This is a genomic window from Micromonospora sp. CA-249363 (genome assembly GCF_050950185.1).
Taxonomy (GTDB): Bacteria; Actinomycetota; Actinomycetes; order Mycobacteriales; family Micromonosporaceae; genus Micromonospora.
Genome location: NZ_CP192020.1, coordinates 1788735 through 1810687 on the forward strand (window position 1 = coordinate 1788735; position 21953 = coordinate 1810687).

At 71.6% G+C, this 21953-nt stretch carries 18 protein-coding genes; 10 read left to right on the forward strand and 8 right to left on the reverse strand.

The genetic code is table 11. The annotated features are described in order from the left end of the window. The first annotated feature begins 89 nt into the window (after positions 1-89). The 4 genes from ACQPZK_RS08320 (at position 90) to ACQPZK_RS08335 (ending at position 4548) form a co-directional block, all read left to right on the forward strand. Entirely contained in the window at positions 90-1076 is a 987-nt protein-coding gene (locus ACQPZK_RS08320; RefSeq protein ID WP_433537722.1) for a carbohydrate ABC transporter permease, read from the forward strand. Positions 1077-1146: 70 nt separating this feature from the next. After that, positions 1147-1992 carry a carbohydrate ABC transporter permease gene (locus ACQPZK_RS08325; RefSeq protein WP_355051884.1) on the forward strand — a complete coding sequence of 282 codons (846 nt, stop codon included), beginning with the start codon at positions 1147-1149 and terminating at the stop codon, positions 1990-1992. After that, on the forward strand, positions 1989-3422 hold the full coding sequence (locus tag ACQPZK_RS08330; RefSeq protein WP_433537723.1) for a GH1 family beta-glucosidase: 1434 nt from the start codon (positions 1989-1991) through the stop codon (positions 3420-3422). Before ACQPZK_RS08325 ends, ACQPZK_RS08330 begins: the two co-directional genes overlap by 4 nt. Positions 3423-3501: 79 nt before the next feature. Continuing rightward, complete coding sequence (locus ACQPZK_RS08335; RefSeq protein WP_355051755.1) at positions 3502-4548, forward strand: LacI family DNA-binding transcriptional regulator; 1047 nt, start codon at positions 3502-3504, stop codon at positions 4546-4548. A gap of 164 nt (positions 4549-4712) precedes the next feature. On the opposite strand, the gene ACQPZK_RS08340 is transcribed toward ACQPZK_RS08335, so the two are convergent. Beyond that, complete coding sequence (locus ACQPZK_RS08340) at positions 4713-5915, reverse strand: acyl-CoA dehydrogenase family protein (protein ID WP_433537724.1); 1203 nt, start codon at positions 5913-5915, stop codon at positions 4713-4715. Next, entirely contained in the window at positions 5915-6994 is a 1080-nt protein-coding gene (locus tag ACQPZK_RS08345; RefSeq protein WP_433537725.1) for a phosphotransferase family protein, read from the reverse strand. Before ACQPZK_RS08345 ends, ACQPZK_RS08340 begins: the two co-directional genes overlap by 1 nt. 145 nt (positions 6995-7139) lie before the next feature. Between ACQPZK_RS08345 and ACQPZK_RS08350 the strand changes: the two genes are divergently transcribed. Together ACQPZK_RS08350 and ACQPZK_RS08355 are read left to right on the forward strand one after the other, a co-directional pair. Beyond that, positions 7140-7841, forward strand: a complete 702-nt coding sequence (locus ACQPZK_RS08350) for an amino acid-binding protein (protein WP_433537726.1) — start codon at positions 7140-7142, stop codon at positions 7839-7841. 89 nt (positions 7842-7930) lie between these two features. Further along, the gene (locus ACQPZK_RS08355) at positions 7931-9025 is read left to right on the forward strand and encodes a GNAT family N-acetyltransferase (RefSeq protein ID WP_433537727.1); all 1095 of its coding nucleotides are present in this window, start codon (positions 7931-7933) and stop codon (positions 9023-9025) included. On the opposite strand, the gene ACQPZK_RS08360 is transcribed toward ACQPZK_RS08355, so the two are convergent. After that, positions 9018-9803 carry an LPXTG cell wall anchor domain-containing protein gene (locus tag ACQPZK_RS08360; protein ID WP_433537728.1) on the reverse strand — a complete coding sequence of 262 codons (786 nt, stop codon included), beginning with the start codon at positions 9801-9803 and terminating at the stop codon, positions 9018-9020. The two genes, ACQPZK_RS08355 and ACQPZK_RS08360, sit on opposite strands and share 8 nt — an antisense overlap. A gap of 357 nt (positions 9804-10160) precedes the next feature. Between ACQPZK_RS08360 and ACQPZK_RS08365 the strand changes: the two genes are divergently transcribed. Continuing rightward, positions 10161-13055 (forward strand): glycoside hydrolase family 9 protein, encoded by a 2895-nt coding sequence (locus ACQPZK_RS08365; protein ID WP_433537729.1) that lies wholly within the window; start codon positions 10161-10163, stop codon positions 13053-13055. 215 nt (positions 13056-13270) lie between these two features. Further along, positions 13271-15748: a non-reducing end alpha-L-arabinofuranosidase family hydrolase gene (locus ACQPZK_RS08370; RefSeq protein WP_433537730.1), complete on the forward strand. Its 2478-nt coding sequence runs from the start codon at positions 13271-13273 to the stop codon at positions 15746-15748. A 63-nt stretch (positions 15749-15811) separates the two neighbouring features. Here ACQPZK_RS08370 and ACQPZK_RS08375 read toward each other — a convergent pair whose 3' ends face one another. From ACQPZK_RS08375 to bioB, 3 genes are read right to left on the reverse strand one after another with little or no spacing between them, the layout of a single operon-like run. After that, positions 15812-16318 carry a GNAT family N-acetyltransferase gene (locus ACQPZK_RS08375; RefSeq protein ID WP_433537731.1) on the reverse strand — a complete coding sequence of 169 codons (507 nt, stop codon included), beginning with the start codon at positions 16316-16318 and terminating at the stop codon, positions 15812-15814. A gap of 4 nt (positions 16319-16322) precedes the next feature. Continuing rightward, positions 16323-16541 carry a hypothetical protein gene (locus ACQPZK_RS08380; protein WP_433539147.1) on the reverse strand — a complete coding sequence of 73 codons (219 nt, stop codon included), beginning with the start codon at positions 16539-16541 and terminating at the stop codon, positions 16323-16325. Position 16542: 1 nt separating this feature from the next. After that, positions 16543-17538, reverse strand: a complete 996-nt coding sequence (bioB, locus tag ACQPZK_RS08385; protein WP_355051766.1) for a biotin synthase BioB — start codon at positions 17536-17538, stop codon at positions 16543-16545. A 282-nt stretch (positions 17539-17820) separates the two neighbouring features. Between bioB and ACQPZK_RS08390 the strand changes: the two genes are divergently transcribed. Further along, positions 17821-18957, forward strand: coding sequence for an 8-amino-7-oxononanoate synthase (locus tag ACQPZK_RS08390; RefSeq protein WP_433539148.1), 1137 nt, complete (start codon positions 17821-17823; stop codon positions 18955-18957). Beyond that, the gene (gene bioD / locus ACQPZK_RS08395) at positions 18954-19685 is read left to right on the forward strand and encodes a dethiobiotin synthase (RefSeq protein ID WP_433537732.1); all 732 of its coding nucleotides are present in this window, start codon (positions 18954-18956) and stop codon (positions 19683-19685) included. The genes ACQPZK_RS08390 and bioD overlap by 4 nt, the downstream gene beginning before the upstream one ends. 176 nt (positions 19686-19861) lie before the next feature. Here bioD and ACQPZK_RS08400 read toward each other — a convergent pair whose 3' ends face one another. After that, positions 19862-20734: a polysaccharide deacetylase family protein gene (locus ACQPZK_RS08400; RefSeq protein WP_433537733.1), complete on the reverse strand. Its 873-nt coding sequence runs from the start codon at positions 20732-20734 to the stop codon at positions 19862-19864. 35 nt (positions 20735-20769) lie between these two features. Then, complete coding sequence (locus ACQPZK_RS08405) at positions 20770-21948, reverse strand: cytochrome P450 (protein WP_433537734.1); 1179 nt, start codon at positions 21946-21948, stop codon at positions 20770-20772. Positions 21949-21953 lie beyond the last annotated feature (5 nt).

Below are 21953 nucleotides of genomic sequence, written 5' to 3' on the forward strand. Positions count from 1 at the left end.
GTGGTGCCGCTCCGGCACCACCCGTGACCCGCGTCAACACGCCCTGCCGCGGCGCCCCACGAGGCGCCGCCGAGTGTGAAGGACCGCTCATGAGCTCCCTGAAGACCCCCGCGCCACCGGGCGCCTCGGCCCGTGGGCCGCGTCCGGCGCCGCGGCACTCAACGGCGCGCCGCCGGCAGCTGAACCGGTTGGACCTGCGCCTCACCCCGTACGTCTTCGTCCTGCCGTTCTTCGTGCTCTTCGCGATCTTCGGCGTCTACCCGATCGTCTACACGTTCTGGATCGCGATGACCGACCGGTCACCGATGAACGCGACGATCAGCTTCGTCGGTCTGGACAACTTCGTCGAGCTGTTCACGAACGACCCGCAGTTCTGGAACGCGGTGGTGAACACCTTCGGGATGTTCGCGCTCTCCACCATCCCGCAGCTGCTCATCGCGCTGATGCTGGCCAACGCCCTGAACCGCCGCATCCGCGGCCAGATGTTCTTCCGGCTGGCCATCGCGATGCCGATCATCACCTCGACCGCCGTCGTGGCGCTCATCTTCTCGATGATCTACGCCCGCGACTTCGGCCTCATGAACTGGCTGCTCGACCTGGTCGGTCTCGGCCCGATCGACTGGCGGGCCAACCGCTTCGCCTCCTGGTTCGCCATCGCCACCATGGTCGACTGGCGGTGGGTGGGCTACAACGCCCTGATCTACCTCGCGGCGATGCAGTCGATCAGCAAGGACGTGTACGAGGCGGCGGCCCTCGACGGCGCCTCGCAACGCCGCCAGTTCTGGTCGATCACCATCCCGCAGCTGCGCCCCACCATCATCTTCACGCTGATCATCTCCACCATCGGCGGTCTGCAGCTCTTCACCGAGCCGCTGATGTTCACCAGCGGCTCAGGCGGGCTCTCCGGCGGCACGGAGGGGCAGTTCCAGACGATCACGATGTACCTGCTGGACGTCATGAACCAGCGGTTCCGGTGGGGGTACGCGGGCGCCGTCGCGCTGGTGCTGTTCCTGCTGATCGCGTCCGTCTCGTTCATCAACTACCTGCTGGCCCGCCGAATCAGCTCCGACAAGTGAGGGTGGCCCACCCATGACCAGTACCACTCTGCGACCGCCGTCGGTCCGGCCACCGGCCGAACGCAACGGCATCCGCCACAGCGCGGAGAAGCTCTGGACGGCCAGCCCGCTCACCTGGTTCGGGCTCGTCCTCGGCGTCATCCTGTCGCTCTTCCCGTTCTACTGGATGATCGTCATCGCCTCGCGGACCAGTGACGCCGCGAACTCCTGGCCGCCGCCGTTCCTGCCCGGCGGCAAGCTGGGCGAGAACATCCAGCGGGTGCTCGACAACGGCGACGCCAACATCGTCAAGGGCCTGATGAACTCGTTCCTGGTGTCGGGCACGATCACGGTGGCGACCGTGTTCTTCGGCTCGCTCGCCGGATTCGCGTTCGCGAAACTGCGCTTCCGTGGCAAGAACGCGCTGCTGCTCATCATCCTGGCCTCGATGATGATTCCCATCCAGCTCGGTGTGCTCCCGCTGTACATCCTCATGGCGAAGCTGGAATGGCTGAACACGATGCCGTCGGTGACGGTGCCGTTCCTGATCGGCGGCTTCGGTATCTTCATGATGCGCCAGTACGCCGAGCAGGCCGTGCCCAACGAGCTGATCGAGGCGGCCCGCGTCGACGGCTGCTCCACCTGGCGTGTCTACTGGCACGTGGTGGTGCCGGCGCTTCGGCCCGCGGCGGCCGTGCTCGGGCTGCTCACCTTCATGGAGCAGTGGAACCAGTTCTTCTGGCCCTTCGTGGTGCTCGCCGACCCGGCCAACCCGACCGTGCAGATCTCGCTGCGCAGTTTGAACACCGCGTACTTCGCGGACAATTCTCAGATTTTCGCGGGTACGCTCATCGCGACCCTTCCGCTGTTCATCGTCTTCGTTCTGTTCGGCCGCCAGATCATTGGCGGGATCATGGAAGGTGCCGTCAAGTCGTGAGCAACCCCGCCAGCCCATCCGCCGTCGAACTCCTCGACGAGCGTTCCGGGCTGACCTTTCCACCCGGCTTCCTGTGGGGAGCCGCGACCGCGGCATACCAGATCGAGGGGGCGGCGGCCGAGGACGGCCGCACCCCGTCGATCTGGGACACCTTCAGCCACACCGAGGGCCGGGTGGTCAACGGGCACACCGGCGACGTGGCCTGCGACCACTACCACCGGCTCGGTGACGACGTCGCGTTGATGGCCGAGCTGGGTCTGAAGTCGTACCGTTTCTCGGTCTCCTGGCCCCGGGTGCAGCCCGGCGGCACGGGCGCGGCCAACCCGAAGGGCCTGGACTTCTACCGGCGGCTCGTGGACGAGCTGCTGGCCCACGACATCGAGCCGTGGCTCACCCTCTACCACTGGGACCTTCCCCAGGAGCTGGAGGACGCCGGCGGCTGGCCGTCGCGGGACACCGCGGCCCGGTTCGCCGACTACACGACGCTCGTCGCCGACGCGCTCGGGGACCGGGTGCGCTACTGGACGACGCTCAACGAGCCCTGGTGCTCGGCGTTCCTCGGGTACGGCTCCGGCGTACACGCGCCGGGCCGGTCCAACGGCGCGGACGCGGTGCGCGCCGGCCACCACCTGATGCTGGGGCACGGCCTGGCCGTGCAGGCCCTACGGGCCGCCCGGCCCACCGCCGAGGTGGGCGTGACCGTCAACCTGTACCCGGTCGACGCGGCCACCGACGCTCCCGCCGACGTCGACGCGGCCCGACGGATCGACGGGCTGGCCAACCGCTTCTTCCTCGACCCGCTGCTGCGCGGGTCGTACCCGGAGGACCTGGTGGCCGACCTGCGCGAGATCACCGACTTCGACCACGTCCGCGACGGTGACCTGGAGACCATCTCCACGCCACTGGACCTGGTCGGGATCAACTACTACAGCCGGCACGTGGTCGCCGCGCCGGTCGAGGGCGCCGAGCCCGAGCCGTACTGGCGGGCGCCCTCCTGCTGGCCGGGCAGCGAGGACGTCCGCTTCGTCACCCGGGGCGTCCCGGTCACCGACATGGACTGGGAGATCGACGCCCCGGGCCTGGTGGAGACGCTGCGCCGGGTGCACGAGGAGTACACCGACCTGCCGCTGTACGTCACCGAGAACGGCTCCGCGTTCGTCGACACGGTCGTCGACGGGCAGGTCGACGACGTCGACCGGCTGGCCTACTTCGATGCCCACCTGCGGGCCTGCCACGAGGCGATCAACGCCGGCGTGCCCCTGCGCGGATACTTCGCCTGGTCATTGATGGATAATTTCGAGTGGGCCTGGGGTTACACCAAGCGCTTCGGCATGATCCACGTCGACTACGACAGCCAGCTTCGCATCCCCAAGTCCAGCGCCAGGTGGTACGCCTCGGTGATCCGACGCAACGGTCTGGCCGCACAATAGGCTCGGGCCAGCCATCAGGGCGGTCCCGGCATCCACTCTCAGGTGGCGCCGGGCCCGCCCGCCGTCGGAGGAGCAGACGATGACAACGCAGCGCACCCGCTCGCTCGGGCGCCCGACCCTCGACGCGGTCGCGGCGCGCGCCGGCGTGGGTCGGGGCACGGTCTCGCGCGTGGTCAACGGCTCGCCCCAGGTCAGCCCGGAGGCCCGGGCCGCGGTCCAGCAGGCCATCGCCGAGCTGGGGTACGTGCCGAACCGCGCCGCCCGCGCGCTGGTCACCCAGCGGACCGACTCCGTCGCCCTGGTGGTGTCCGAATCCGGCGAGCGGGTCTTCACCGAGCCGTTCTTCGCGGCGATCGTACGGGGGATCAGCTCCGGTCTGCTGGAGACGCCCATGCAGCTCTGGCTGGCGATGGCCCAGTCGCCGGTCGAGCGGGAGCGCGTCGAGCACCACCTCACCAACCAGCACGTCGACGGCGTACTGCTGCTGTCGCTGCACGACTCCGATCCGCTGCCCACCCTGCTGGAGGAGCGCGGCCTGCCCGCGGTGCTCGGTGGCCGACCGGCCCGGATGCTGCAACCCGGAGCCCAGCCGGCGTGGTTCGTCGACGTGGACAACGTTGGCGGCGCACGGCAGGCGGTGGAGTACCTGACCAGCCAGGGGCGCCGGCGCGTCGCCACCATCGCCGGCCCCCAGGACATGGGCGCCGGCCTGGCCCGACTGGCCGGCTACACCGAGGCGGTCAAGGCCACCGGTGTCGGCGTCAACCCCGACCTGATCGCGTACGGCGACTTCAGCGAGAGCAGCGGGGCGACCGCCATGCGCCGGCTGCTGGACGCCTGCCCGGACCTGGACGCGGTCTTCGTCGCGTCCGACCTGATGGCGTTCGGCGCGTTGCGGACCCTGCGCGACGCCGGCCGGCGTGTCCCGGAGGACGTCGCCGTGATCGGCTTCGACGACGCGCCGGTCGCCCGGCAGGCGGACCCACCGTTGACGAGCGTGTTCCAGCCGGTCGAGGAGATGGGCCGGCAGATGGCCCGACTGCTGGTCGCCCGCATCCGCGGCGACGACCTACCCGCCCCGCACATCCTCCTGGACACCCAACTAGTCCACCGAGCCAGCGCCTAACCCGCCCCGCGCCCCGCTCCCCGCCCCCTCTCCCGCCGATCTTGCACTTTCTGTGGCGGCATTTGGGGCAATCCACGCGAACCGTCGACAGAAAGTGCAAGATCGACGTGCTGTGGGGGTGGGGTGAGGGTGGGGAAGGGCGGGGCGGGGTGTGGTTAGGGGAGCTAGCGGCGGAGTTCGCGTTTGGCCAGGGAGTTGCGGTGGACCTCGTCGGGGCCGTCGGCCAGGCGCAGGGTGCGGGTCTGTGCCCAGAGGGCGGCCAGGGGGGTGTCCTGGCTGACGCCCGCGCCGCCGTACCCCTGGATGGCCTTGTCGATCACCCACTCCGCCATCGCCGGTGTGGCGATCTTGATGGCCTGGATCTCGGTGTGCGCGCCCTTGTTGCCGACGGTGTCCATCAGCCAGGCCGTCTTGAGCACCAGCAGGCGGGCCTGTTCGATGCGGACCCGCGACTCGGCGATCCACTCCCGCACGACGCCCTGCTCGGCCAGGGGACGGCCGAACGCGATCCGCTCGTTGGCCCGGCGGCAGAGCAGCTCCAGTGCCCGTTCGGCCATTCCGATCAATCGCATGCAGTGGTGGATGCGGCCCGGGCCGAGTCGTGCCTGGGCGATGGCGAAGCCGGTGCCCTCGGCGCCGATCAGGTTGGTGGCCGGCACCCGTACGTCGGTGAAGTCGATCTCGGCGTGCCCGCCGTGCGTACCGTCGGTGTAGCCGAAGACGTGCATGCCCCGGCGGACGGTCACGCCCGGGGTGTCCCGGGGGACGAGCACCATGCTCTGCTGGCGGTGCCGGTCGGCGTCCGGGTCGGTCTTGCCCATCACGATGAAGATCTCGCAGCGCGGGTCCATCGCGCCGGACGACCACCACTTGCGGCCGTTGATCACGTACTCGTCGCCGTCGCGGGTGATCCGGGTGGCGATGTTCGTCGCGTCGGAGGAGGCGACCTCCGGCTCGGTCATGCAGAACGCCGAGCGGATCTCGCCCTCCAGCAGCGGCATCAGCCACCGCTCGCGCTGGGCGTCCGAGCCGAACTCGGCCAGCAGCTCCATGTTGCCGGTGTCCGGCGCGGCGCAGTTGACCGCCTCGGGCGCGAGGTGCGGGCTGCGCCCGGTCAGCTCGGCGAGCGGCGCGTACTGGAGGTTGGTCAGGCCGGCGCCGTAGCGCGGGTCGGGCAAAAAGAGGTTCCACAGGCCGCGCTTGCGGGCCTCGGCCTTCAGCTCGGCCAGCACCGGGGTACGCGACCACTCCTCGCCGGTGGCCGCCTGCTCGGCGTGCACCGGCTCGGCCGGGTAGACGTGCTCGGTCAGGAACCGGGTCAGCTCGCCGCGCAGCTCCTCGGTCCGGGCGTCGTACGCGAAGTCCATCACCGCTCCCTGGCGGCGGTCAGCCCGTGCGCGACCAGCGGTGCCACCATCTCGCCGATCCGGTCGAAGCCCTCGCCGAGCGTCTGCCCGAGCGTGTGGCGGTAGTGGATGCCCTCGCAGATGACCGCGAGCTTGAAGCAGCCCAGCGCCACGTGCCAGTGCAGCGGCCCGACGTCGACGTCGCTGCGCCCGTCGTACCTGTCGATCAGCTCCGCGCCGGTGGGGAAGCCGGCGCGTGGGCCGAGGCCGTCGGCGACGGGGTTGCCGGCGGCGGTGTCGCTGTCGCCCAGCACGTCCCAGTACGTCAGCAGCAGCCCCAGGTCGGCGAGGGGGTCGCCGAGGGTGGCCATCTCCCAGTCGAGGACGGCGTGTACGGCCACCGGGTCGGCCGAGGCGAGGAGGTTGTCGAGCCGGTAGTCGCCGTGCACGATGCGGCCGGCGTTCGCGCCCTCGGGTGCGGTCGCGGCGAGCCGGTCGCGCAGCTCGTCGATGCCGGGCAGGTCGCGGCTGCGCGAGCGGTCGAGCTGCCCGGCCCAGCGGCGGACCTGCCGGGCCAGGTAGCCCTCGGGGCGACCGAAGTCGGCGAGGCCGACGGCGGCCGGCTCGACGGTGTGCAACGCGGCGAGGGTGTCCATCATCGCCATGGCGAGGGCGCGGCGTGGCCCGTCGCCCAGCGGGTCGGTCTGGGCGCGGGTGCGGAACACCTCGCCGGGCATGCGTTCCATCAGGTAGAACGGCGCGCCGAGAACCTCGGTGTCGGTGCAGAGCAGCAGCGCGCCGGGTACCGGCACGTCGGTGGGCGCCAGCGCCGAGATGACCCGGAACTCGCGGGCCATGTCGTGCGCGGTGGCCAGCACGTGCCCCAGCGGTGGGCGGCGCAGCACCACCTCCCGCTCGCCGAGGCGCAGCAGGTAGGTGAGGTTGGACTTGCCGCCCGCGATCAACCGGGCCCGCACCGGCCCCACGGCCAGGTCGGGTCGGTGCGTCGCCAGGTAGGCGGTGAGCCGCTCGAGGTCGATGCCGGCGGGGGTGGCCGGAACAGCGCCCGGCCGGAGCGCGCTGACGGCCGGATCGGTCATCCGACTAGTTGATGGCAGGCCGCTCACGTTGTCAAGGTCAGATTTTCCCCTCGGGACATGCCTCTGCAACAGGGACGAAATGGTCAACAACGAGGCTGTTGTCAGCCTGCCGGCCGTCGCCGGCCCGCCCAGCGGAGGGACAGACATGTTGCTGCGAGTTCGGGTCACCCTGCCGGACCGTCCGGGCACCCTCGGCCAGGTCGCCCGCACGCTGGGTGTCTCCGGCGCGGACATCGTGCAGGTCGTGGTCCTGGAGCGTCTCGGCGGACGCGCGGTGGACGACTTCACGGTGGTGTGGCCCGGCGCGGCGCGGGTCGAGCGTCTGCTGGCCGGTCTCGCGGCGATCCCGGGCGTACGGGTGGACGGTGTGTGGCGGGCGATCGGCGCGCCCACCACCACCGGCCAGGACGCGGAGCTGCTGGCCCAGGTCGCGGCGAACCCGGCTGACGGTCTGGCGACCCTGGTGGACGCCGTACCGGGGCTGCTGGCGGCAGACTGGGCGGTCGCGGCCGTGGTCCCGGTGGACTGGGCGTCGCGTACGGGGGGTGGCGGGGCCACCGTCGGTCACGCGAGCTGGCGCGCTCCCGTACCGCCGCGGTTGCCGGAGGTGACCCCGCTGCGCGGCCGGTCGATGACCGCGCCCGACGGCACCCACTACGCGATCGCCCCGTTCGGTCGGGCCGGTCTGGTGCTGGTGGTGGCCCGGGAGCACAACGAGACCCTCTGCGCCGCGGGTTTCCACAGCACGGAGGTCGACCGGCTCACCCAGCTCGTCCGGGCCAGCGCGGTCATCCTGGGTGACCGGCTCGACCTGGTCGGCGCGCCCCCGGTGATCGCCGGTCCCTGACCAACGCGAGGAGTTCCCGGGTCGACACCGGCGAGCAACCGGGCGGCAACAGCCGCGGACGAAGCTCAGGGTGGGGAAGGGAGCCAACCATGACGTTGTGGCGGATCCGAGCGACAGTGGACGACCGGCCCGGCTATCTGTCGGTCCTCACGGCGAGCCTCGCGCTGCGCGGGGTCAACATCCTCACGGTGCAGGTGCAGCCCACCGAGCAGGGCGCGGTGGACGACTTCCTCGTCGACGCGCCGGACACGCTCGACGAGGCCGAGCTGATCGCCGCTGTCGAGCGGGGGCGCGGACGGGACTGCTGGGTGGCGCGCAGCGAGGCGCGCGGCCTCATCGACCAACCGACGCGGGTGCTCGGGCTGGCCAACCGACTGGTGCGCGACCCGGACGCGACGGGTGAGGCGTTGCGTACGCTGCTCGGCGCCGACTCGGTGAGCTGGCGTCCGGCGGCGACCGGTGCGGACCGGGGCAGCACCGGCACGAGCATGGTGTTGGCCGACCCGGCGGGCGGCGCGTTCGCGCTGCGCCGGGCCGCGCCCGCCTTCACCCCGGCGGAGTACGCCCGGGCGCAGGCCCTGGTCGAGTTGGCCGCCACCGTGACCCGTCGGGCCGCCGAGCAGGTCACCCTGGTGCTGCCCGACGGTGTCGAGGTGGCAGTGCGGCCGGCGTGCGCGGACGATCTGGCGGGTGTGGTGGAGTTGCACGAGGCGTGCTCCCCGCGCAGCCGGGAGCGGCGCTACCTGAGCGGGGCGGCCCTGCCGCGGCCGGGCCGGCTGCGCCGACTGTTGGAGCCGAGTCGGGGGCTCACCCTGGTCGCGACCGCCGACACCGACGGCACGGTGGTCGCCATGGCCAACCTGCTCGGCGAGGGCGACGAGGCCGAGGTGGCGCTTCTGGTACGCGACGACTGGCAGCGTCGCGGTCTGGGCTCGGCCCTGCTGCGCCGGCTGGTGTCGCACGCCGACCGGGCCGGGTACGCGGCGCTGGTCCTGCACCTACGGGCGGACAACGCGCCCATGCTGCGGACGCTGCGTCGGCTGGACCGGCCCAGCTCGGTGCAGCGGGACGGCGGTCTGCTCACGCTGACCGTGCCGCTCGGGGTTCCGGTGTCGTCCGGAACGCCCACGAGCGGCCACCGGGGGATGTCCGGGACCGATCGTGGGCGTTCGACGGTCAGCTAGTGAAGGTGATCCGGTCGCGACGGCGGCGCATCATCAGCAGTGCGCCACCGCCGATGAGAGCGACGCCGGTGAGCGCGAAGCCGGTGACGGCCACGCCGGTGAGCGGGAGGCTGCCGCCGCTGTCACCGCCGCCGCCCGCGTTCGCCGGGGCCGAGGTCGATGCACCGGGCGTGACCGACTCCGACGGCGAGGTCGAGCCCGTCGGCGAGGTCGACTCTGACGGCGTGACCGTGACCGACTCCGACGGCGTCGGCGAGGCGGTGGTCGGCGGGGCGGTGGTCGTCGTCGGGGTCGGGGTCGGCGAACTGGTGGCCCCGGTGCCGGCGCAGGTGTGGCTGAGGTTGAACCGCTCGCCCTCGCCGCTGACCTGGGCGCTGCCGCCGGTCAACGTCCATCCGGCGGGCGTGAACAGGTAGGCGTGCTTAACCTGCTTGTCGCCGCCTCCGTTGGCGACCAGGAAGTCGGTGTAGGCGTCGGCCGGGTTCGGCACGGTGACCGTCACGGAGCTGCCGGCGGTGTCCTTGAACGTCAGGGTGAGGGTCTGGAAGTCGCCGGCCCGCTTGGTGGGCAGCACGAAGTGCCAGCCGTCCTGATCGGTGGGTCGATCGCCGAACCGCGGATCCTGGCACTCCTGGTGGAACGTCCCCGCCGTCGCTCCGACGTGGGCGCCGTTGAGGAGGGCGACGCTCGATGCCCAGGCCGGTGCGGCGAGAGCGAGAACGGCCGTGGCAGCGGCCGTGCAGACGGCCGAGCGTTCCAGGCGCCGACGCAGTGGCATGAGGATTCCTCCGAAATCGGTCGAGGGGGCCGCTCATGATCCCATGGGCGGGACCGCCGGACGGCATCGGTAGATCGGGCTGAGCTGCGACGACGTCTCGGACCGACCTGGCAGCCGGGTCGACTTTCCCGCGTGGTGACGCGCGTGTCGCCGTAACGTCGGCGAACGCGATGGCGCTGCGGCGCGGCGTGGGCTTCCCAATCGGCGAGGTGCACATTACATTGTCGGATATCCATGGGAGCGCTTCCACGACCCATGGTCACACCGCCACCCCCGCTGTCGCCGGTGGCCGTGCCGCCCCCACGCCGTCCCGCGTCGGTGCGACCGCCGGCGGCGCCTGGCCAACAGGAGCCCTTCATGCGCCACCTGACCCGGCCGTCCACCGGCCATCCCGGCCGGTCGCCCGTCGACCAACCGTGGCCCCGGCGGCTGCTGGCCGCCGGCGTCGCCCTGCTCACCGGCGCGGCCCTCGCAGTCGCCGCGCCGACGCCCGGGCCCGCGTCCGCCGCGGCCTCCTTCAACTACGCGGAGGCGTTGCAGAAGTCGCTGCTGTTCTACGAGGCGCAGCAGTCCGGTCAACTGCCCGACTGGAACCGCGTCTCCTGGCGCGGCGACAGCGCCCTCACCGATGGCGCCGGTACGGGAGTCGATCTCACCGGCGGCTGGTACGACGCCGGCGACCACGTCAAGTTCGGCTTCCCGATGGCGTTCAGCGCCACGATGCTCGCCTGGGGCGCGGTGGAGTACCGCAGCGGCTACAGCACCTCCGGCCAGCTGCCGCACCTGCTGAACAACCTGCGCTTCGTCAACGACTACTTCATCAAGGCGCACCCGTCGGCGAACGTCCTCTACGGACAGGTCGGCAAGGGCGACGACGACCACAAGTGGTGGGGCCCGGCCGAGGTGCTGCCGATGGCGCGGCCCGCGTACAAGATCGATGCGAGCTGTGGCGGCGCGGACCTGGCGGGGGAGACGGCGGCCGCGATGGCCGCCTCCTCGATGGTGTTCCGGCCCACCGACGCGACCTACGCGGACAAGCTGCTCACGCACGCCCGGCAGCTCTACACGTTCGCCGACACCGTGCGGAAGGCCTACAGCGAGTGCATCACCGACGCGGCCTCGTTCTACAAGTCGTGGAGCGGCTACCAGGACGAGCTGGTGTGGGCCGCGATCTGGCTCTACCGGGCCACCGGGGACGCCAGCTACCTGACCAAGGCCGAGAGTGAGTACGACAAGCTCGGCACCGAGCCGCAGTCCACGACCCGCTCCTACAAGTGGACGATCGCCTGGGACAACAAGCAGTTCGGCGCGTACGTCCTGCTGGCGAACCTGACCGGCAAGCAGAAGTACGTCGACGACGCCAACCGCTGGCTGGACTACTGGACCGTCGGGGTGAACGGGCAGCGGGTTCCCTACTCGCCCGGCGGGATGGCGGTGCTCGACTCCTGGGGCGCGCTGCGTTACGCGGCCAACACCTCCTTCGCCGCGCTGGTCTACAGCGACAAGACCACCGACACCACCCGCAAGGCGCGGTACCACGACTTCGCCGTCCGGCAGATCAACTACGCGCTCGGCGACAACCCGCGCAACTCCAGCTACGTGATCGGGTTCGGGACCAACTCGCCGAAGAACCCGCACCACCGCACCGCCCACGGCTCGTGGTGGGACAGCCAGACCGTGCCCGTCGAGACCCGGCACACCCTCTACGGCGCGCTGGTCGGCGGCCCGTCCTCGGCCAACGACGCGTACAGCGACAGCCGGTCCGACTACGTGATGAACGAGGTGGCCACCGACTACAACGCCGGCTTCACGTCCGCGCTGGTCCGGCTGACCTCCGAGTACGGCGGCACGCCGCTGGCGAACTTCCCGGTCGCCGAGACGCCGGACATCGACGAGCTGACCGTGGAGACCACCGTCATGCAGGCCGAGCCTCGGGCCACCGGGCTCAAGGCGATCGTCTACAACAAGTCGGCGTTCCCGGCCCGAGCGCTGACCAACGGAAAGTTCCGGTACTACTTCCGGCCCGACGGCAGCGGCCCCGTGCAGGTCACCTCCGGCTACACCCAGGGCTGCCCGTCGCCGACCGCGGCCAAGCAGTTCAGCGGCGACATCTGGTACGTCGAGGTGGACTGCACCGGCTACACCATCGCCCCGGCCGGGCAGTCACAGCACCGGATGGAGGTCCAGTTCAAGATCGGTGTGCCGGAGGGCGGCACCTGGGACCCGACCAACGACCCGTCGTACCAGGCGACCGCCGGGCCGAACCGCAAGGTCCCGCTCTACGCCGGCAGCACCCGTGTCTGGGGTGACGAGCCGGGGCCGGTCGTGCCGGACACCACCGCGCCGAGCGTCCCGGGCAAGCCGGTGGCGTCCAGTCTGGCGTCCCGCTCGGTCACCCTGACCTGGGCGGCGTCCACCGACACCGGTGGTAGTGGCCTGGCCGGCTACGACGTCCGCGAGGTCCAGGTCGGTAGCGACACCGTGCTGACCCGGCCGGTCACCGGCACGACGCTGACCATCTCGACGCTGCTACCGGCGACGTCGTACGAGTTCAGCGTCGTGGCCCGCGACGGCGCGGGCAACGCCTCGGCGGCCTCGCCGGTGCTCACGGTGACCACGCCGCCGACCGGCTCCACCGACACGACCGCGCCGAGCACGCCCGGCACTCCGGTCGCCTCGGCGGTCACCGCCACCGGCCTCACCCTGGCCTGGACACCGTCGACCGACAACGTGGGCGTCACCGGGTACCGGGTCTACCGCGAGGCCGGCGCGACCGACGCGCTCGTCGGGTCGCCGACCGGCATGACCCTCGCCGTGACCGGGCTGACCGCCTCCACGGCGTACCAGTTCTACGTGGTGGCCGTCGACGCGGCGGGCAACACCTCCGCGGCGTCCGCGCCGGTCGCGGTGACCACCGCGGCGCCGCCGGTCGGCGGCACCTGCTCGGTGGGGTACGCCACGACGGACTGGAACACCGGCTTCACCGCCACGGTGACGATCACCAACACCGGCACCACCGCGATCAGCGGCTGGACGCTGCGGTTCAGCTTCGCCAACGGGCAGACCATCAGCCAGGGCTGGTCGGCGACGGTCAGCCAGTCCGGCGCGGCGGTCACCGCGACGAACCTGTCCTACAACGGCTCGGTCGCACCGGGCGCGTCGGTGAGCTTCGGCTTCAACGGCACGCACAGCGGCAGCAACCCGAAGCCGACCGCCTTCACCCTGAACGGCACCGCCTGCACCGTCTCCTGACTGGTCGACGAGGCGTGGCGTGGTCGGTGCCGATGTCGGCGTCACCGACCACGCCATGCGGCGGCACCCCCACACATTTCCGAAACTTTTCCGAAACCTCCGTGACCCATGCCGGCCGCGTGGTATGAACATCGATTGAGATAAATATCCCCCCAACTGAGACGTCCGGTCGTCCCCCCTCGGCGCTCCGGGTCTTGGCCAGTAAGGAGGCCACGATGGCAATGAGCCCATCCGTTCAACCCGGCGGGAGCCGGCGACGGCGATCGCCCGTCTTCCGAGCGCTGCTCGCCGGCGCGTTCAGTGTCGTGACCGTGGCCGCCGTCGCGGTCATGATGCCCTCGGCGAACGCCGCCGCGAGCACGCTCGGCGCGGCCGCCGCGCAGTCGGGCCGGTACTTCGGCACCGCCATCGCGGCGGGCCGGCTCAGCAACTCGCAGTACAGCACGATCGCGGCCCAAGAGTTCAACATGATCACGGCCGAGAACGAGATGAAGCCGGACGCGACGCAGCCCCAGCGCGGCCAGTTCAACTTCAACTCCGGTGACCAGATCTACAACTGGGCGACCCAGCGCGGCCTGAAGGTCCGTGGGCACACCCTGGCCTGGCACGCGCAGCAGCCGGGGTGGATGCAGAGCCTGAGCGGCAGCACCCTGCGGCAGGCGATGATCGACCACATCAACGGCGTGATGGGCCACTACCGGGGCAAGCTCGCCGCCTGGGACGTGGTCAACGAGGCGTTCAACGAGGACGGCAGCCGCCGCAGCTCCAACCTCCAGGGCACCGGCAACGACTGGATCGAGGTGGCGTTCCGCACCGCGCGGGCGGCCGACCCGTCGACCAAGCTCTGCTACAACGACTACAACATCGAGAACTGGTCGTACGGCAAGACGCAGGGCGTCTACCGCATGATCCAGGACTTCAAGTCCCGCGGCGTGCCGATCGACTGCGTCGGCCTCCAGACCCACTTCACCGGTGGCAGCTCGCTGCCGAGCAACTTCCAGACCACGCTGTCCAGCTTCGCCGCGCTCGGCGTGGACGTGGCGCTGACCGAGGTCGACGTCACGAACTCCTCCACCACCCAGTACGCCGGGCTGACCCAGGCGTGTCTGAACGTGCCGCGCTGCATCGGCATCACCGTCTGGGGCGTACGCGACAGCGATTCCTGGCGCTCGAACGAGAGCCCGCTGCTCTTCGACGGCAACGGCAACAAGAAGGCCGCCTACACCTCCGTCCTCAACGCGCTCAACGCGGCCCCGCCGACCTCGGGACCGACGGTGAGCCCGACCGTGAGCCCGACGGTGAGTCCGACCACGACCCCGCCGCCGAGTGGTGGCACCGGCCGGATCGTCGGCGTGCAGTCGGGCCGGTGCATCGACGTGCCCAACGCCTCGCAGACCAACGGCACCCGGGTCCAGCTCTACGACTGCCACAGTCAGTCGAACCAGCAGTGGACGTACACCAGCACCAAGCAGTTGCGGGTCTACGGCAGCAAGTGTCTCGACGCGAACGGCGCGGCCACCGCCAACGGCACCGGAATCATCATCTGGGACTGCAACAGCGGGACCAACCAGCAGTGGAACATCAACTCCAACGGCACCATCACCGGCGTACAGTCCGGCCGGTGCCTGGACGTCTGGGGCACCGGTAACGGCCAGCAGGTCCAGCTGTACGACTGCCACGGGCAGACCAACCAGCAGTGGCGGACCGACTTCGGCAGCACGCCGCCCACCACGGCGCCGCCGACGTCGACCCCGCCGACCACCACGCCGCCGCCGAACAGTGGCTGCGCGCTCCCGTCGACCTACCGGTGGTCGTCGACCGGCGCGCTGACGAGCCCGAAGAACGGCTGGGTCTCGCTCAAGGACTTCACCAACGTGGTCCACAACGGCCAGCACCTGGTCTACGGGTCGTACGTGAACAGCAGCGGCCAGTACAGCTCGATGAACTTCGGCCCGTTCACCAACTGGTCCGACATGGCCTCGGCCAGCCAGAACGGCATGAGCCAGGGCACGGTGGCACCCACGCTGCTGTACTTCGCCCCGAAGAACATCTGGGTGCTGGCGTACCAGTGGGGACCCACCTCGTTCAGCTACAAGACGTCGAGCGACCCGACCAACGCCAACGGCTGGTCCTCGGCGCAGACGCTCTCCACGGCCACCCTCTCGGACGCCCCGTACGGGGTGATCGACCAGACCCTCATCGGCGACGACCAGAACATGTACCTGTTCTTCGCCGGGGACAACGGCAAGATCTACCGGTCGAGCATGCCGCTGGGGAACTTCCCGGGCAGCTTCGGCTCGAGCTACACGACGATCATGACCGACTCGACGAACAACCTGTTCGAGGGCGTCGAGGTCTACAAGGTGGCGGGCCAGAACCAGTACCTGATGATCGTCGAGGCGATCGGAAGCCAGGGGCAACGCTACTTCCGGTCGTTCACGTCCACCAGCCTGGGCGGCTCGTGGACCCCGCAGGCCGCCAGCGAGAGCAACCCGTTCGCCGGCAAGGCCAACAGCGGCGCGACGTGGACCAACGACATCAGCCACGGTGACCTGGTCCGCACCAACCCCGACCAGACCAAGACCATCGACGCCTGCAACCTCCAGTTGCTGTACCAGGGCAAGGACCCCGGTGCGAGCGGCGACTACAACCTGCTGCCGTGGCGGCCGGGTGTACTGACCCTTCAGCGCTAGGCGTCACACAGTCCGCGGAACGTGTGCCCGGCACCCGTGGGGTGCCGGGCACACGCGTCCGGTTCAGTCCGTCAGGTCGTCGGCGAGCAGGTCCATGAGCAGGGCGTCGTGCCAGCGGCCGTCCTCGCCGCGTTCGTAGCGGCGCATGATGCCCACCGGTCGGAAGCCCACCTTCGCGTACGCCCGGATGGCGGCGCTGTTCGCCGCCGCCGGGTCGATGGTGAAGCGGTGGTGGCCGTACTCGTCGATCAGGTGCCGGGCCAGGGTGCGGATGGCGTCCCCGCCGAGGCCTTCGCCGCGTGACCCGGGATCGAGGAAGACGTCCAAGCTGGCGTGGCGGTAGTCCGGGTCGGACTCGGCGTACCACTGGATCGCGCCGATCACCCGGCCGTCGTGCTCGATGGCGTACAGGTTGAGATCGCCGTCGTCCAGGTCGGCCCGGACGGACGCGGCCAGGTCGTCGCCGCCGCGCCACCAGCGGCGTACCTCCGGGTGCGCCCGGATGGCCGCGAGGGCCGGCACGTCCGCGACTGTCGCCGGTCGCAGGGTCACCGCACGCCCGTGCAGCACCGGCTCAGCCCCTGCTCTCGCCGTGCTCGACGCAGACGGCCGACCAGCCGACCGGCAGCACCTGCACCTTCATCCGGCGTCGACACGCCGGGCAGTAGCGCGGCGGCTCCAGCGTCCGGGCCGCCGCGCACGACTCGTGCCCGGCGGCCGACGCGTCCTCGCCGCAGCGGTCACACCAGCGTTGCGCTGCCACCAGCTCGGTCACGTCGCCTCCACCGGTCAGCTCAGAGGGTCGCGGAAAGGGCCTTGACCGGCATCTTCAGCTCGTCGAGCAGGTCGAGGTCGGCGGTCGCCGGCCGGCCCAGCGTGGTCAGGTAGTTGCCGACGATCACCGCGTTGATGCCGCCGAGCAGACCGTCGCGGGTGCCCAGGTCGCCGAGGGTGATCTCCCGGCCGCCCGCGTACCGCAGGATGGTGCGCGGCATGGCCAGCCGGAACGCGGCGATGGCCCGCAGCGCGTCCTTGCCCTCGACGACCGGGCGGTCGCCGAGCGGGGTGCCGGGGCGCGGGTTGAGGAAGTTCAGCGGCACCTCGTGCGGGTCGAGCTCGGCGAGCTGCGCGGCGAACTCGGCCCGCTGCTCGACGGTCTCGCCGAGGCCGAGGATGCCGCCGCAGCACACCTCCATGCCGGAGTCGCGGACCATCCGCAGCGTCTCCCAGCGCTCCTCCCAGGAGTGGGTGGTGACCACGTTCGGGAAGTACGACCGGCAGGTCTCCAGGTTGTGGTTGTAGCGGTGCACGCCCATGTCGACGAGGTCGTCGACCTGCTCCTGGCTGAGCATGCCCAGCGACGCGGCGACCTGGATGTCGACCTCGGCCTTGATGGCGGCGACGCCCTCGCGCATCTGCTTCATGAGCCGCGCGTCCGGGCCGCGCACGGCGGCCACGATGCAGAACTCCGTGGCCCCGGTCTTCGCGGTCTGCTTCGCGGCCTCGACCAGCGACGGGATGTCCAGCCAGACCGAGCGCACCGGGGAGGTGAACAGGCCCGACTGGGAGCAGAAGTGACAGTCCTCGGGGCAGCCGCCGGTCTTCAGCGAGACGATGCCCTCGACCTCGACCTCGGGGCCGCACCACCGCATCCGTACCTCGTGCGCGAGTTGCAGGGCGGCGGGCAGGTGCTCGTCGGGCAGGTTCAGCACGGCGAGGACGCCGGCCTGGTCGAGGCCGACGCCGTCACCCAGGACCTGGGTGCGGGCCTGGTCGAGGATCTCTGGCATGGCTCGTACCCTACAAGGCCCCCGGTCCGCCGGGTATGACCTGCCGCCTGGGTCGACGTGGGCCGTCGGCCGGGTCCGCTCGAAGGTCTTGCAGGGTCGGGTGGCGCGGCGACCGTCGGTCACGGCGCTCTGACGGTACGTGGTGGTCGGTCGCGCCGGGGTCACGTTCGTCGCGGCTGCGCCTCGCGTACCGAGTGGATTCGTCTCCCCGGTGGTCGCGGGTGGTAATTTCGCCCGGCGGACGTCGGCGTGACCGGCGCGGACGGCGGCGAAGGGGTGACGGTGGCGGACTGGCTGGCGGCGCTCGATCGTCGCGCGCAGTTGAGGGCGAAGGCCGGGTTGACCCGGCGGTTGCACCCGCGTCCCGCCGACGACCGGATGACCGACCTCGCCGGCAACGACTACCTCGGCCTGGCCACCCACCCGGAGGTCACGGCCGCCGCGACGGCGGCCCTGTCGGCGTACGGGCTGGGCGCGACCGGTTCGCGTCTGGTGCGCGGCTCGACCGACGCGCACCACGCCCTGGAGGACGACCTGGCGCAGTGGCTCGGCACCGATCGGGCTCTCGTCTTTTCCTCCGGCTACCTGGCGAACCTGGGCGCGTTGCGGGCTCTCGTGCAGCCCCGGACCCTGCTCGTCTCGGACGCGCACAACCACGCGTCGCTGATCGACGGCTGCCGGATCTCGGGCGCCGAGACGGTGGTCAGCGCGCACGCCGACGTGACGGCGGTGGCCGCGGCCCTGGCCGTGGCACCGGGACGCCCGGCGGTGGTGGTCACCGAGTCGGTCTTCTCGGTCGACGGTGACCTCGCGCCGCTGGCCGAGCTGCACCGGGTGGCCCGCCGCTACGGCGCGCTGCTGCTCGTCGACGACGCGCACGCGCTCGGCGTCACCGGTCCGTCCGGAGCGGGCGCGGTAGCCGCCGCCGGTCTGGCCGGCGAGCCGGACGTGGTGGTCACCGCCACCCTGTCCAAGGCGCTCGGCGGGGCGGGTGGGGTGGTCGCCGGTCCGGCCGAGTTCGTCCGACACCTGGTCGAGACCGGCCGCACGTTCATCTTCGACACCGCGCTGCCGCCGGCGGTGGCGGCCGGGGTACACGCCGCGTTGAAGCTGGCCCGGGCCGGTGACGACCTGCGTGCCGAGGTCGCCGACCGGGTGGCGCTCGCGGTCGGTCGACTGCGCGCGGCGGGGCTGGCCGTCTCCGCGCCGGACGCGGCGGTGATCTCGGTGGCGGCGCCCGGCCCGGAGGCCGCGACGGCCTGGGCGGCCGACTGCCGCGACCGGGGCGTCGCGGTGGGCTGCTTCCGGCCCCCGTCGACCCCGGACACCCGCTCCCGGCTGCGCCTCACGATCAGCGCGGGGGTGCCGCGGGCGGACTTCGAGCGGGCGCTGGACGTCATCGTGGACTGTGCACCATGAGTGATACGGCGTGGGAGGGGCCGGTGCTGGTCACCGGCACCGACACCGAGGTGGGCAAGACGGTGGTCACGGCCGCGATCGCGGCGGCCGCGCAGGCGGCCGGCCTGCGGGTGGCGGTGGTCAAACCGGGCCAGACCGGCACGGCCGGTGGTGAGCCGGGTGACGTGGACGCGGTCAACCGGCTGGCGGCCCCCCTGACCGGTCGTACCCTGGCGAGCTTTCCGGATCCGCTGGCCCCGCTGGCCGCGGCCCGGGTGGCGGACCTGCCGCCGTTGGAGCTGTACACGGCGGTGGACGCCGTCCGCGAGGAGGCGGACAAGCACGACCTGGTCCTCGTCGAGGGGGCCGGTGGTCTGCTGGTGCCGATGGGGCTGCGTCCGTCCGGTGAGCCGTGGACGATGGCCGACCTGGCGGTGTCCCTCGGCGCGCCCGCGGTGGTGGTCGCCCGGGCCGGGTTGGGCACGCTCAACCACACGGCGCTGACCCTGGAGGCGCTGGACCGCCGGGCGGTACCGGCCGGAGTGGTGATCGGGGCCTGGCCGGCGTCGCCGGAGCTGGTGCACTGGACGAACCTGACCGACCTGGTGCCGAACCTGCTCGGCGCGGTGCCGGCCGGCGCGGGCGCGATCGACCCGGGGGTGTTCCGACGGTCGGCGCCGGGATGGCTCACCCCGGCGCTGCACGGGGTGCTCGACGACTGGCGGGTCTGGGCCGAGGAGAGCAGCTGAACACCTGACTTTCGTCGGTGTCCGCGCAGGTCGGCCGTGGGTAGCCTGGCCGCCGTATCGTGGTCGCGCGGGTGACTCCGCCGTACCCGCGTTTCGGTGTGGCGCTGCTGCTCGGCTCGCTGGCGCTGCTCGCGGAACGGCACCCACCAGCACTGACTTTCGTCAGGCCGCCCGGGTCAGCGGATGTAGTCCTCCAGCAGCGCCGGGGTGAGCCCGGCCCGGTGGATCGCCTTCAACGCCGCCAGGAGGTCGTCCATCAGCGCCGGCCGGAAGTGCATCAGCAGCACGTCGCCGGGCTGGATCACCTTCTCCGGGGTCTGGTAGCGCACCTTGCCCTCGTGGACCGTCTCGGACCAGTGCAGGACCGCCTTCGCGCCGCAGTCCTGGGCGGCCTTCAGGGTGGTGCTGTCGTACTCGCCGAACGGTGGGCGGAACAGGGTCGCCCGCTCGCCGAACAGCGTCTGGAGTTTGTCCGCCGCGCCGCAGATCTCCTGCTTCTGGTAGTCGTACGACCGGCCGGCGAGGGAGTTGTGCCGGATGGTGTGGTTCTCGACGACCCCACCGGCGACCTGGATCTGGCGGAAGTAGACGTCGTGCTCCTCGGCGGCCGGCGAGTTCAGGAACATCGTGACCGGGATGTGCGCGCGCCAGATGAAGTCGGCCACCGCGGGCGGTCGGGCCAGCCCGCCGTCGTCGATGGTGATGAAGGCGACCTTCTGGTCGGTCGGCACGCGGTGCCAGAACGGGATCGGACCGGTCACCGGCAGCGGCACCGGTTGCGGTGGCGGCGCTGCGGGGAAGGTGGGCGCCTGCGACACATACCAGTCGAGGCTTCCGGGCGTGGGCCGGGCGGTCGGGGACGGCGAGCCCGACGGGGACGGCGAGCCCGACGGGGAGGGCGAGCCCGACGGGGAGGGCGAGCCCGACGGGCTCGGCTGTGCCGCGACCTGCCGGGCGTGGAACGCGGGTCCGGCTGCGCAGGCACTCAGCGCCAGCAGTGCCAGAAGCGTTGTGGCGGCGATGATCCGACGGGTGGGGGTGGCGGACACGCCCGGAAACATACCGGGCGATTGTCAGGATCCGGTCAGCCCGGTACGCGCGGTGGTCGTCGCACCACGAAGGCGTCCGGCATCCGGAAGGTGAGGTTGTCCGGGCACCACGGCGGTCGTACCACGTCCACCCCGTCCAGCAGCGACGACGCCTCCGCGACCACCACTGCTGCTTCCATCCGGGCCAGGACGTCGCCGACGCACCGGTGCGCCCCCGCCCCGAACGCCAGGTGCCGCCGCGACCCGCGCTGCCCGGGAACGAACTCGTCCGGCGCGCCGACGACCGCCGGGTCGCGTCCGGCGCGGGCCAGCCACAGCACGATGCTGGTGCCCGCCGGCACGGCCGTGTCGCCGAGGGTGCCGTCCGCCGCCGCGACGCGCCGCCAGGTGACGATTGGCGGTTCGAGGCGCAGGCCCTCCTCCACGACGTCGGCCACCGCGATGTCGCCGGCGCGCAGCCCGGCGCGTACCGCCGGCTCGCCGGCGAGCCGGTGCAGCAGCAGGGTGAGGAACTGCGAGGTGGTCTCCTGGCCGGCGACCAGCAGGAAGAAGAGCGCGCCGACGACCACGTCGGGCGGGTGTCCGGCGGCGCGCAGCTCGGCGGCCAGGCCACCGCCGGTGGCCGCGAACTCCCGGAGTACGCGGTGGAAACGGCCCACCTCGGCGGCGAGCGCCACCTGGCGGTCCTCGTCCAGCGGCGCCCAGAACAGCTCCAGCGCGGCCCGGGCGAACTCCTTGACCGCGCCGACCGGCGCGTCCGGCAGGTCGACCAGCCGGGCCAGCACCAGCAGGGGCAGGTCGGCGGCGAGGTCCGCGTACAGGTCGACCGGCGCGCCGGTGTCGAGCGTGGTCCGTAGCCGGGTGACCCGTTCCCGGACCAGAGCCGTGAGCCAGGGGCGCTGCGCGGCGACCTTCGTGGGGTGCAGCGCGCCCGCCACGATGCCCCGGATCTGCGGATGGCTGACGCCGGAGTTGTTCGCCAGGGTCGGCGGCAGCCGGAACCGGTGCCCGGCGAGCGCCCGCAGCGCGGTCACCGGCATCGGGGTCACCGCGTCCAGGGCGTTGTCCGGGCGGTAGCGCTTCGGATCCGCGAGGACCTGGCGGACCAGCGCGTGTCGGGTGACGACGAGGTGGCGTACACCGACGTGGTCGGTCACCTCGGCGACGTCCGGCCAGGGTGCCTCGACCGCGGACGCCCAGCCGGAGAAGAGCACGCCGA

Coding starts and splice junctions, on each gene's coding strand:
- ACQPZK_RS08370 (WP_433537730.1), top strand. CDS start 13,271: ATGGCAATGAGCCCATCCGTTCAACCCGGCGGGAGCCGGCGACGGCGA.
- bioB (WP_355051766.1), bottom strand. CDS start 17,538: ATGCCAGAGATCCTCGACCAGGCCCGCACCCAGGTCCTGGGTGACGGC.
- ACQPZK_RS08320 (WP_433537722.1), top strand. CDS start 90: ATGAGCTCCCTGAAGACCCCCGCGCCACCGGGCGCCTCGGCCCGTGGG.
- ACQPZK_RS08340 (WP_433537724.1), bottom strand. CDS start 5,915: ATGGACTTCGCGTACGACGCCCGGACCGAGGAGCTGCGCGGCGAGCTG.
- ACQPZK_RS08355 (WP_433537727.1), top strand. CDS start 7,931: ATGACGTTGTGGCGGATCCGAGCGACAGTGGACGACCGGCCCGGCTAT.
- ACQPZK_RS08360 (WP_433537728.1), bottom strand. CDS start 9,803: ATGCCACTGCGTCGGCGCCTGGAACGCTCGGCCGTCTGCACGGCCGCT.
- ACQPZK_RS08365 (WP_433537729.1), top strand. CDS start 10,161: ATGCGCCACCTGACCCGGCCGTCCACCGGCCATCCCGGCCGGTCGCCC.
- ACQPZK_RS08350 (WP_433537726.1), top strand. CDS start 7,140: ATGTTGCTGCGAGTTCGGGTCACCCTGCCGGACCGTCCGGGCACCCTC.
- ACQPZK_RS08335 (WP_355051755.1), top strand. CDS start 3,502: ATGACAACGCAGCGCACCCGCTCGCTCGGGCGCCCGACCCTCGACGCG.
- ACQPZK_RS08345 (WP_433537725.1), bottom strand. CDS start 6,994: ATGACCGATCCGGCCGTCAGCGCGCTCCGGCCGGGCGCTGTTCCGGCC.
- bioD (WP_433537732.1), top strand. CDS start 18,954: ATGAGTGATACGGCGTGGGAGGGGCCGGTGCTGGTCACCGGCACCGAC.